This window comes from Mesorhizobium sp. B2-5-11, from assembly GCF_006440835.1.
GTDB lineage: Bacteria > Pseudomonadota > Alphaproteobacteria > Rhizobiales > Rhizobiaceae > Mesorhizobium.
Genome location: NZ_VFUK01000010.1, coordinates 84,348 through 95,892, shown reverse-complemented (window position 1 = coordinate 95,892; position 11,545 = coordinate 84,348). Strand labels below are relative to the sequence as shown.

Here is an 11,545-nt window from a genome sequence, read left to right as displayed (position 1 = left end):
TACGCGAGAATTCGGCAGATTTAATCAAAGAGCACGGCAGCGCCAGGGACAGAACGGTGTCGGCACAGTAGGCGAAAGGGCGATCTCGAGCTTTAGCTCCCCGCACGAAGCGGTCTGGAACCAAGCCTGATCTCCGGAGCCGCCGTCGCGCGTCCCGCCATGCGCAGGCGCGCGCAGTCCGCAAGGGCTTGAGCGGAGCGTCCCTTGCGGACGAGCACGGCTGGGCGAGAGACAGAGCGCGTCGGAGGCAGCGGGTTCAGGCGCCTGATCCTTGGTGAGTCCAGAGCGTCTTCTTTGGTCGACCGCTCGGCCGAAACGCCGTTCCTGGGGTGGCAACCTGGCCCTACCATCTCGAAAGCAGGGAGCTAACGGGATAGGCCTTCCGGTTTAGGCACGCGTTGTCTGGTCGGCGGATAGATGAGTGTTCTGATGTCTGCTAAGATCGAAACCAAGAGTCGAGGGGGCGACAATGGTTGAAGTGTTCCGCGGAAGGGGCGGTAAACTCGAACACGAAGGGGCCGCGCTCGGTAGAATCCATGCGCAGGCAAATCACCGGAAGGCGTTGGGGTACTGGCTCGGGTTCTTGAAGGGCGTGATGGCCAGCGAGCGGGTCGAGAGCGCGGAGATGCCGCCACTCAGGGTCGAAGCTGAGCAGTTCCTGTCCCTTCTTCACGACGACGATGCTGCCGAGCTCATTCGCGATCTGGATGTGTGGGGTAACGCGCCCGAAGAGATCTACGCCATCCTTGAAACAATAGTCGGCATACGCTCGCGGGAGTTTATCGCCGCTGACGAGAAGGACGAAGTCAACGAGTTCTACGGGTTCTGTGCCGGTATCGCCTGCGACAACTCCATCACGCCCGCAGAGGTCGAAAGACTGCTGTCCAGGTTGGACTCGAGTGTGGTCCTGCAGAGAGACAGCCGCGTGGCGTCTCTCGGAGAAACTGCCAGAAGGTCTATTTCTGACCGTCGCATAACCGCCGAGGAGGCAGAAGACATATGCGGGTGGATTGCCCATCTTGTCGGCGACAGCGCGACAGATACGGGGCTGCCTACCTTCGGCAATGTGGGTGTCATTGACGGCGCCTTGGAGGATGCAAGCCGGCTCGTAATTCCGAGTCGGATGTTCGTCCTCACGGGAAAATTCGCCATTGGCCCGCGAAAGGTAATCGCTGAGATGATTTGCGAACGCGGCGGTGATTGGAAGGAAACCGTCTGCGGCCAGACCGACTACCTCGTCGTCGCGGCCGAAGCGTCTCGGGACTGGAAGCACAGCCATGAAGGCACGAAGATCATAAGGGCAATGGAGCTTCGCGAAAAGGGAGGTCGGCCGGATCTGGTTCTTGAACCGATGCTGGCCAAAGCGTTGGATTTCTGACCGCCTCCATCCGGCGAAGGAAAACCTATTATCTTGGAGGTGCGGCTTCAGAGCATGGTCGCGTCGGAGGCGCGGAGCCTGAATACCCGAGCCTTAGTGGATCCTGATACGGGTCTGGGCGCTCGCCACCTTTCTTGACAGTTTTTAAGGCGGGCAGCGGCCGCACCTGCACGAACAATATCTCCCACAGCATCGCGGCACGGTCGTATCTCCCACAGCATCGCGGCACGGTCGTGCTTCACTGGTTCACCCGAAGCAAAAGCGAGGCTCGATGTGCGCCGATGCTATGCTATTTCTCCGTCATGCCGAGATGACCCGTTCGCATCGCGGCCGCTCTCTCGCCTGCACTTGCCCAGATCGACCGCATAGTGACGGAGACAGACGCTCCTTTCACTCAGGTCGTCCGAACGAGCTTCGATGACGTGATGACCACGCTCGCCGCGATCGCCGACGACTGGGGGGTCCCGTCGATGCCGTCACGACGGCGGTAATAGAACTTCGTTCTCCATTGAGATGAGGCTTCAAGGGCTAGATGAATTGTAGTCTTCGTGCTACATAACGGACCAATCTGTAGCGCGAAGGTGACATAATGCCCACTCCACACAACCCTCCGGCTGCGGTGCGGCGCGTGCTGCGCAAGCTTGGGGCTGACATTCATGATGCCCGTCGACGCCGACGGCTGCCGATGGCGGTGGTAGCCGAGCGCGCCTTCACTTCTCGCTCGACTCTGCAAAGGGTCGAAGCCGGGGACACCAACGTCAGCGTCGGCATCTATGCCGGCGTCCTGCAGGCCCTCGGCCTCCTTGAGGGCCTGGGCCAGGTCGCCGACATCAGCAACGACAGCGTCGGTCAGGCGCTCGCCAGTGCCGACCTGCCCAAGCATGTCCACCTCCAGCGGCCAACCGGATCGTCGCGCGATGGCTGACTTCGAGGTCCATATCGATTTGGACGGCCGCACACGCCCGATCGGACTGGCGAGGAGCAATCGCGTCCGGGGAACCGAGACCATCCTCTTCGAGTATGACGGAGCATGGCTTGAGGATCCGGACCGCTTCTCGCTAGAGCCAGCTCTTGCTTTGACCCGCGGAGCCTTCGCCCCCCCTGCAGGTCTTGTGACTTTCGGCTCCATCGGCGACTCAGCGCCGGATACCTGGGGCCGGCGCCTCATGCAGCGCGCCGAACGCCGCCTCGCCGACCAAGAAGGCCGCGCGGTTCGCACGCTTGTAGAAAGCGACTACCTGCTCAGCGTCGCCGACGAGACGCGACTTGGCGCCCTCCGCTTCCGCTGGGTCGGCGAAGAGATTTTCCAAGCGCCGATCCGCACGGGCGTTCCTGCTTTAATCGAGCTTGGCCGTTTGCTCCAGATCACCGAACGATCCTCCGAGACGAGGAAACGGATGAAGACTTGCAGCTCATCTTTGCCCCAGGCTCCTCCCTGGGCGGTGCCCGACCGAAGGCCTCGGTTATCGACCAACATGGTCACCTCTCCATAGCGAAATTCCCGAAGGAGACCGACGACTACAGTATGGAGACCTGGGAACAGATCGCGCTGCGGCTGGCCGGCCAGGCAGGTATTGCCACGCCTCAACACGAGCTGATCGAGGTCGCCGGCAAGCCAGTCATGTTGTCGCGACGCTTCGATCGTGACGGTGCGAGCCGCATCCCGTTCCTGTCGGCGATGGCGATGATGGGCGCCAAGGACGGTGAGCGCGGCAGCTATCCGGAGATCGTCGATGCCCTTGCTCAACACGGCGCCCAGGGGAAGACGGACGCGCATGCCCTCTATCGGCGGGTCGTCTTCAATGTGCTGGTTTCCAATGTCGACGACCACCTCCGCAATCACGGTTTCCTATGGCTGGGAAAGGCGGGGTGGTCTCTCTCGCCGGCATACGACCTCAATCCCGTCCCGACAGATCTCAAGGCCCGGGTGCTGACGACGAACATCGATCTCGATGAGGGCACCTGTTCGCTCGATCTGCTTGAACGCGTCGATATTTTTCGCGCTCACCCTGCCGCAGGCCCGCGCGATTATCAAAGAGGTCGCGACCGTGACAGCGACCTGGCGCGATACAGCCAAGGCGGTCGGCGCTCGATCGGCGGAAATCAGCCGAATGGCCAGCGCTTTCGAGCATGACGATCCCAAGCTGGCGCTGGCGCTATGACGAGGACCTTCCTCCACAATTTCGATCCGCCAACATTCAGCCCTGTCGCGGGCGCGACCGTCGACCTCGACGTCTCGGAGATCGAGGACGCCGGGATTCGCGAAGTGTTGCAGACGCCAGGGGCTGCATATGGCGCGTGGTCTATCCTGGACGCGCTGTTGACGCCAACCGGCGCGGGTACGCCCTTCATCTTCCGGGAACCGCTTGGGCAAGCCCGCGAGGTGAAGGTCGCGCTATCCGGCTTGTTCGGCCGCTTCGTTGCCCGCGCCTATCTGGAACGCTACTTCAACCTTTCGATCTTCGCGCATCTCGGCAGCCGCATCATCGACCTCGATCGCCGCCGGCAGGTCAAAGTCACGCGCTTGTCCCGCGGCGATCTGCCCGACTGGATCGCCTGCGCATCCGACCTGTCCTCCTTGACCGTGGCCGAAGCGAAAGGTTGCCACGATAATGGCGGCCCGGCCAAAGCGTTGAACCGCGCCTGGGCTCAGGCCGGACGGATAGATATCACCGCTGGAGGCCGCAAGATCACAGTGAAGCGCATTGCCATCGCGACCCGCTGGGGGATGGCGGCGCCAAATCCGACGGACGCCCACCTCTCAGTCCGCGATCCGATCGATGAAGGCGAGCCGATCAAGCCGGAGGAGAAAGACGCGCTCTTCATCGGGCTTCTCCGCCTCCATATCGCCAATCTCATCAAGTCGCTTGGGCACGCTGAGCTAGCCAGTGCGCTTCGCGGCCTCACACACCAGCCGTTCGCGCGAAGACTCCAAGGGGATCTCCAACGCGCCCGAGCGCTGCTGGATGCCACGTTGGTGAGAGAGCTGGAAAAGGCCACGACCATGGGCGGACTGATCGGAGGGATCGTCACCCGTGCCGGACCCGTCGCTGACACCGACGTTGCGCCCGCCGATCAGGAGGCGCTCGCTCGCCTCAATCTCCGGCCGGTCTTCGTCGGCATCGAGCGCGATCTCATCCGTGCCGCTATCGACGCGGAGCTGCAAACCGTTCGCATCCGCCTGACGCAGATAGGGGGTCCCGATGATTTTTCTCGGCCTGACCGCGCTGGCGGCTGGATCATCCCGATCGGTGAGGAGCGACGCATCAGAGGAGGCAACTGATCCGGTGACCACCGAACATGAGCATCGTGGGGAAACGGCCGGCGACACCAGACACGGCACGATTAGGCAGAAAGATGGAACGCAGGAGACTGAACGCGGCCACGCCGCGCTGATGCCCACTATCACCACCGACAGGGGACGAAAATTCAGATCGTCTGCCGAAACGTATTCGGCCCCGTCCGGTAGTGTCGTATACCGATACGCTGGGGAAGGCCGCGCCTTGAGGCCAAAATGGCGGCCGCCCGGGTTCAGGCTAGATACGAAGCCTCGGAGGCTGACATCAGTTATCCGAGGAGTTGTATCGCCAGGCCCCGCTCTCTCCGCCATATTATCAATAAAATCAAAAACTTAGAGTAAACTTCCGGAATTTACCCGCCAAAACGCCCATCATGCGGGATGCTATTGATTTAGACGGCATGAGACATCCGGCCGGGGTGTCCCATCGAAAAATACGATTCGGCGCGATCCCACCAATGGCTCAACCTGGATGCAATCCGATTTGGGCTGCTGGGACTAGCCGCTCTTGCCACAAGGACCACGACGATCTGCTGCGCCCCGGTTCGTGTTGTCACCGGCGTAGAGCGGGAGGACAAATTCGGACTCGACCACTCCGGTGAGGTCGCGCAACTCCTTCCCAGGTTTGTTCTCTTGGGCGCTTCTTGAAGACTTTATCGCAGGCACGCCTAGTGAAGATGCGGGTTGCTCCTCGACTACGAACGCCATGCGCTCGCGCCCCGTGTAAATGCTGGGGCGTAAGGGGACCATGAGCGTTTGCGATCAACTTCTGCCCTGCAGAGCCCGAGATTTTCGATCTCAAGCCCTTTCATCGCATCGCCTGTATAGGTCTACGCCGCGGGCTTCTCGATAGGCACCAGGAACGGCCATTGCGGTGGCCAGCGTCCGAGGCGAATTAAACGACGGAACCGGGGTTTGCGCTGCGCCAAAAGCAGGCGTGACGGTCCGCGTGTCAGAATTCCATGGCCTGTCTTGCGTTCTCCGAAACTGGGAACAACTTGAGACTGCCGCTGGCATCTACTGGCCGTTTCAACCGGCGGACATGCCGAAAACGCCAGCCAAAGGCTTCGCCTGGCATAGGGCCAGGCACCATATGCTCCGACCTGAGACGGCTCCAGCTGGCATGGGTGAACAGTTCGACGTTCACCAGCTCGGCCACGCCGACGAACCCACCCAAGTAGCTTGCGTCGATATCGGGATATCGAAACAGGGCTTCCAGCTCCGGCTTCTTGCCGGTGTGCAAGATCAACGGCCCCCGGAAGTCGGTCGGCCAGCTTCTCACTTCGATGGTTTTGCGGCCCAGCAAAATCAGTTCCGCCCAGGGCTGCTTGATGCTGAGTGCTACAAGAAAATTCGGTAGGCCGATAATGGTCATCAAGGCACCGGAAACGTCTCGATCAACTCGCGGGCGAAGCGTTGCTCGATGTCAAAAATCTCTGCCATCGTCAGCTTGCCCTGGGAATGTGTAACCGCCTCTCGCACGATCTGCGGCGCTTCGAACGCGAAGCGCTCGGGTCCATAGGACGATGCGGTGAGCTTTCGTGCCCATGCCAGATAAGCGTCGATATGGATACGCGCATCGCCGTCAGTGAAGTGCGGGTCCTTTTTGGATGTCAGATCGACCGCGTGCGGGACATCTCGGCCGCGCAAAGCGGTTCTGCGCACCGCGCAGGGAATGCAAAGTCCGCATGGTTGACCGATGCGCTTGGTAATGGCGCCGAGCACCTGGCGCGACGCCAGGTTCCAACAGGTCTCGGTTTCGAGGATGGCCTTATCGAACCGCTTGGCACCAAGATGCGCCTTCATCGCCTCGGCGGCTTCGCGTTTGGTTGTGGTCAAAAACGGGTTCTGAACCGACAACGGTTCGCCGAAGAGGTTTGAGAACAGACCGCTCGCCAAGGTGTGCAGCATGGGATGTGCATGGCGGGTCATCCGATAGGTCGCCGCCGGTGGCATCGCGATCGCCAAAGGGCCGTTTTCGAACTGGAGCAACGTCGTGGCGCCATAGGAACGCGCGACCAACGCGCCGAGCGCAAGGAACAGGAAAGAGCGATATTGAAACTGCCCGCCGATGCGTCGTCGTCCATTGGACCACGTGCATCCTACCTGGACATGGCGTTTGAAAGCGAATTGATCGGCCAACTCCGTTTGCCTTGCCTTGGCGCCATAAAAGGAAGCGAGCGCAGCGTCGGTGTCGTTGCGGCGCAGCCAGTCCAGCCCGCTGGTGCTGTCGAGGCCCGCCGAAAACAACGCGGTGGTCTGAACGCGATCTGTGTGTGAGCCATTCAACGAAAGCCGATCGAGCGCGTTCGAGGTCTTTCGCTTGGAGACCGCGAACGTCCATTCAGCGTTGCCCAATAAGCGCAGGATCGCCGTTAGGGCTGCATGGGTTGCGGTCGTCCATGCTGAGGGTTCGCGCACCGAAACAGCCACCTTTACCGATCGAACGCGCTGGCTCGAAATACGCTTGGGAATATAGCGCTCCACTTCCCAGACGAGGCGCGCCACTTCCAGGAGATCAAGCGCTCGGGGATCGAGCCCAAGCGGACCGAGGCCGGCCGCGTTGTGCCACTGGATGCTTGCAAGGTCGAGGTCGATGACCTGTGTCTCCCGCCGCGGCGCCTTGACGATCTCGATATGGGCGGGAATGGTCCGAGGCGTGCTCATCATCCGATTACCAGTTTCGAATAGTTGGCACCTATGGTCGCCAGCAGATCGCCGCTGGCAGCCTTGCGGGTGCGGACGAATTTCTCCTCAAAGCGTTGCTGGATAGCGGCGGCGATCGTATTGGCGGCGCGCTCGACCGACAACTCCGACGCCCCGAGGTCTATGCAGGATTCACCGACAATGCTTTTGGCAATGATTTGCCCGAGAAAGCCGCGACGAATGTCATTCGGGTCGGCGAAGCGGGTCCGATCGAAGGCCACTTCTACCGCTGCCGCATCGCCTCGTTCGGCCACCGCCAGGTTATCGCCCGCAAGGGCGGTTGCAAGAAACGAGCGAAACGCCAGACCGACGCGGTCGATATGCCTTTCATCGACGGCGTCGCCATGCTCGCGCAAAGCTTGGTCAATCGCCACGTCGCAATAGGCGGTGATCGATCCTGAACCTTTGGCAACGCCGCTCTGATCCAAGATGCCAGACCATCTTTGCCCTTGCATTGCCCTGCTGAGTTCTATCAACCTGTCGAGCAGTGTGGTCGCAAAGGGGTCTTGAAATAGCCCCGCCATGAAGCCCGCGCGTCCTCGTTCGCGTAGCAATGCATTGATCTCGCGCGTTAGTCGTGCCTGATCGCCGTCGGCCGTCAGCATTCGTGCGATGTCGCGCAGATACGTGATGGCCCGCAACAGGGAACCGCCCGATCCTGCCGACCCGGCGCCTCCGCCGCCGAGCGAGCCGCTGCCGCCCCCAAATCCCCCCGTTCCCATTCAGATCCTCCCTTGCCAGATTTCTTCGGCGGTCCCCCGCTTCCACGGCTCGGGCACCTTGGCGGCCAGGGGGGATTCTAGAAAAGCGGCCCAAACCGTCCCCCCGGACGCGGTGAGGACATCCAGGCCGGCATGGGTTTTTGCCGCGCGCTGCGCGTCTTCGTCTCCTGTCAGCCCTGGCAGGCGTCTGATGTCGGCCACATTGTCCTTGAGCAGCTCGATCGCGGTCTCGCGATCCGGCGCGCCCCTTGCTGCCAGACAATCCGCGCAATCTATGCGGTTCCTTATGACAACCCGTTGCGCCCAGGCATGCTCGAACAAGCGCAATGTCCGAAGCCTGGCGCGCGCATCGTCCCAACTGAACCGGCGATGACCGGTGCGCATCTCGTTCCAAGCCAACCTGTCCGCCGCGATGGCTGCGAGAAGCGGATAGCGGCGTTGCGCCTCGCCATCGGACAGTCCGGCTAGAATAAGGGCAGCGGTCTGATCGTCATTGGCGGCCTCCGCGATGCGTGCCCTAGTGTAGCGAAGTTCCATTTCCACTTCAGCAAGGTGAAGCGCTCGGGCCACCTCGAGGCCCTGCTGAACAAGTGCTTCGGCGCGGTCGCGGATAACCGGATCGAGCGGACGCATGGCTGGATCGAGAACGCATTCGGCAGCATTGCGGCTGGCCGCCGCAAAGAGGTGCCCGAAGATTGGATTCGCGAAGGCTGAGGGCCCGACCTCCTTGAGGATCGTGTCATAGACCGCAAGCGCGCCATCATAGTCATGATCAAAATACTGGCTGATGCGGGCAAGGTTGTTGCGATACTGTGACAACTGGACGGCGGCATCGGCGATACCAGCGTCGACGGCCGCCTGGGCTTCGGCCACCGCTGCCGCAGCCTCGCGGCGCATCGCTTGTTGCGCTGGCGGTTGCGTGGCGTCAGCCTTGAAACACTCCGACAACATCGCATGTTTTCGCGCCTTTTCGACAGGCGTGGAAAAGTTACGGCCGCTAAGCATGGTGCGGACCAGTGCGAATTGCTGCAAGACAATGGCGGCTTCGCAGATTGAGAACCACGGGGCGGCGGCGAGCTCGTCGACCAAGACGCGGCTTTGCGTTGCTTGATCAAACAGTCGTGCCCGATCCGAGATCGACCAGCCAGCGCCAGCCGCAAGCCAAGCGGCATTGATCGCTTCTGCGGCCTGACTTCCCTCTCTTAGTGAAGCATAGTGACGAACAACTTCGACCAGCGCGCCGAAATCGTGCTCTACCGGCCGATCAAGCAGCATTGTTATGCAGGAGCGATGGGCTGCATCAACTGTTTCGGACGGCAACAATCGCAGCATGGTGCGCCGAACCGTCTCTGCAAGCACCCGTTGTCCTGCAACGCGTACGCAAAAGGGATCGAGCCGGGTAAGTCGGGCTGCTTCCACGCCAGTTATGCGCCCGACATCACCCATGGCCAGCGCCCGCTCGGAGACGCTCAGGATAGCCGACACCAATGGCTCCGCGCGCACCGCGGCTTCGATCTCTTCGTTGGCCATGTCCATCATAAGCTGATCGATCGCCCATTGCCGGGCCGCGTCAGGGACAGCGGAACCTGCGACTACCACCGAACTCAGCGCCGCCGCAGTCACAAGCACGTCCCATGCGACCGCTGAATCGGGAACTTCCCCCAGCAAAACGACAATGTCGGGGATTGCAAGGAGTCGGGCAAGCCCGTTTAGACCTGTGTCCCGAATGGCGGCAATTGCCTGGGCGATCTCGCGATCATGGTGCCGGGGGTCAAGCTGGCGAAAGGCGTCCTCAGCCCACAACCGCAGGCGTTGATCAAAAGTCGCGCCTGAGCGTGGCAAAACCGGAACGACCGGCCGACCTGTATCACGACGCAGGGCTGCGCCAACTGAAAGCAGCCGCGCGCGCGATCCCGGATCGATTGACGCGGAACCGGTTACCGCAAAATATCGACCGGGCCGGGTCCAGGTGCGGGCGAGCGCCGACGACGTCTCATCGATCGGAGCCACCCCGTTTGCAAGCGCGGGAAGTTCGTTGGCGCCTGACAAAAGACGCACTGCCACCCAGGACGCCGGAAACGCTGGCTCGTCACCCCAGCTGACGGCGTCCACGGGCTCGCTAAGCGACCAGACGGCGGGCGCGGCGTAGTCCATCCGGCCGTCAGAGATCACATCGGCGTTGAGAGCCGCAGCACGGCTAACGGCGGCCGCCACCTCCAAAGGCTCTCCCGATGCGAAAGATCCCAAAAGCGCCTCGATCATGATGCGTGCCGCGCGCACGCGGATACGCGAGCGCATGGCGAGGACCGAAATACCCCCGCTTTGGCGCAGCGCTGTTAGCGCCGCACCTCCCTCGACACTTTGGGAGGTCTGCTCATCATGTTCGCCGAGTGAGCAGGCCCAGAAAATCCAGAACGGCGGCGCCGAATGAGGTGTTGGAAACAATCGTTGCGCTAGCGCGGAAACGGCCATCCAGCCGTCGTCGCCATCTGCCGTGCGCAGTTGCGGCGCGGGTGCCCTTTGCCCGATGCCGAAGAAGATGACCACATTCGGCCTCAACGTCCGTGCCAGCGCCACTGCTGCGTCGAGGTCATCAGCGCGAAGCTGGAGCAGGTCGTATTCGTCGATACGGCCGCTCGCGGTAGCGGCTGCCGCAAGGGTTTCAGCAAGGAAATCATGGGCTGCTTGCGGGTCAAAAGCGCGTTCGGGTCCTGGATGCCCGACCAATGCAAGCACTCTCATACGTTCCGGCACCGCCGCGAACCCGAAGCTGCGATCATCATCGACAGTCCGCACGGGCGCGAGCTTGTGGCGGTTGAGCGGACTGATTTCCGCCTGGAACGCTTCCCACGGGACGGCGGATTCCCTGGCGCCCGCGCCGATCCTTAAGAAGAGCGGTTCGCGATCCTCAAACATGCGTTCGTCGAGCGCCGCGGCAATCTCGCCTGCTGGAAAAGCAGACCTGAGTGCCAATCTGGAATCTCGCGACCAAAGGTCGAACGGGCGGTCCAGGAATGGCAGCCGCAACCAGGGAAGCCCAATGTCGCGATCCGGACCTGCACCCGTCAATCGAATGAAGCGCCGAAAAAGGTTTGACGGGGAGGAAGCTTCAGCGAGCTTCACGAACCCCACCAGGTGCGAATCTGGCGTATCAGGCTCGCCTCGTCCGCGCCTCCCAGATGCTTCTCCTCAGTCTGTCCCACGACCTGTGTGAGGAGTGCGAACGAACTGGCTCCGTAGGCCAGCGCTTCCTGAGCGGTTCCGGCATGAGCCGCTATCGACGCGACCGCACCGATGATCGCCAACAACACCACACTGAACCAATAGTAGCTTGATTTGATATATGACGGCGTCGACTCAAAGCGCTTGCGAATGGCCTTGATGATATCCGGCAGAATGCCGCCGACGGCGCCCAGCGCTGCTGTCTCGATGATCCCCATA

At 61.6% G+C, this 11,545-nt stretch carries 8 protein-coding genes and 1 pseudogene; 4 read left to right on the top strand and 5 right to left on the bottom strand.

What is annotated here, in order from left to right:
- The first annotated feature begins 469 nt into the window (after positions 1–469).
- From FJ490_RS26075 to FJ490_RS26055, 4 genes and pseudogenes are all read left to right on the top strand, one after another.
- The gene (locus FJ490_RS26075; protein WP_064993336.1) at positions 470–1,378 is read left to right on the top strand and encodes a hypothetical protein; all 909 of its coding nucleotides are present in this window, start codon (positions 470–472) and stop codon (positions 1,376–1,378) included.
- Positions 1,379–1,967: 589 nt separating this feature from the next.
- Positions 1,968–2,303 (top strand): helix-turn-helix transcriptional regulator, encoded by a 336-nt coding sequence (locus FJ490_RS26065; RefSeq protein ID WP_013533370.1) that lies wholly within the window; start codon positions 1,968–1,970, stop codon positions 2,301–2,303.
- Positions 2,296–3,540: pseudogene (locus tag FJ490_RS26060) on the top strand (HipA domain-containing protein). The gene FJ490_RS26065 and the pseudogene FJ490_RS26060 overlap by 8 nt, the downstream one beginning before the upstream one ends.
- Positions 3,541–3,698: 158 nt before the next feature.
- Complete coding sequence (locus FJ490_RS26055; RefSeq protein ID WP_224655961.1) at positions 3,699–4,661, top strand: hypothetical protein; 963 nt, start codon at positions 3,699–3,701, stop codon at positions 4,659–4,661.
- Between the two features lie 967 nt (positions 4,662–5,628).
- On the opposite strand, the gene FJ490_RS26050 is transcribed toward FJ490_RS26055, so the two are convergent.
- From FJ490_RS26050 to FJ490_RS26030, 5 genes are all read right to left on the bottom strand, one after another.
- The gene (locus FJ490_RS26050) at positions 5,629–6,051 is read right to left on the bottom strand and encodes an ASCH domain-containing protein (RefSeq protein ID WP_064993338.1); all 423 of its coding nucleotides are present in this window, start codon (positions 6,049–6,051) and stop codon (positions 5,629–5,631) included.
- A complete protein-coding gene (locus tag FJ490_RS26045) occupies positions 6,051–7,184 on the bottom strand; it encodes a hypothetical protein (protein ID WP_140739804.1) in 1,134 nt (377 codons plus the stop codon). The genes FJ490_RS26050 and FJ490_RS26045 overlap by 1 nt, the downstream gene beginning before the upstream one ends.
- Before the next feature lie 158 nt (positions 7,185–7,342).
- Complete coding sequence (locus FJ490_RS26040) at positions 7,343–8,104, bottom strand: hypothetical protein (protein WP_064993340.1); 762 nt, start codon at positions 8,102–8,104, stop codon at positions 7,343–7,345.
- On the bottom strand, positions 8,105–11,227 hold the full coding sequence (locus FJ490_RS26035; protein WP_140698298.1) for a hypothetical protein: 3,123 nt from the start codon (positions 11,225–11,227) through the stop codon (positions 8,105–8,107).
- On the bottom strand, positions 11,224–11,544 hold the full coding sequence (locus FJ490_RS26030) for a hypothetical protein (protein ID WP_064993342.1): 321 nt from the start codon (positions 11,542–11,544) through the stop codon (positions 11,224–11,226). Before FJ490_RS26030 ends, FJ490_RS26035 begins: the two co-directional genes overlap by 4 nt.
- Between the last annotated feature and the right edge of the window lies 1 nt (position 11,545).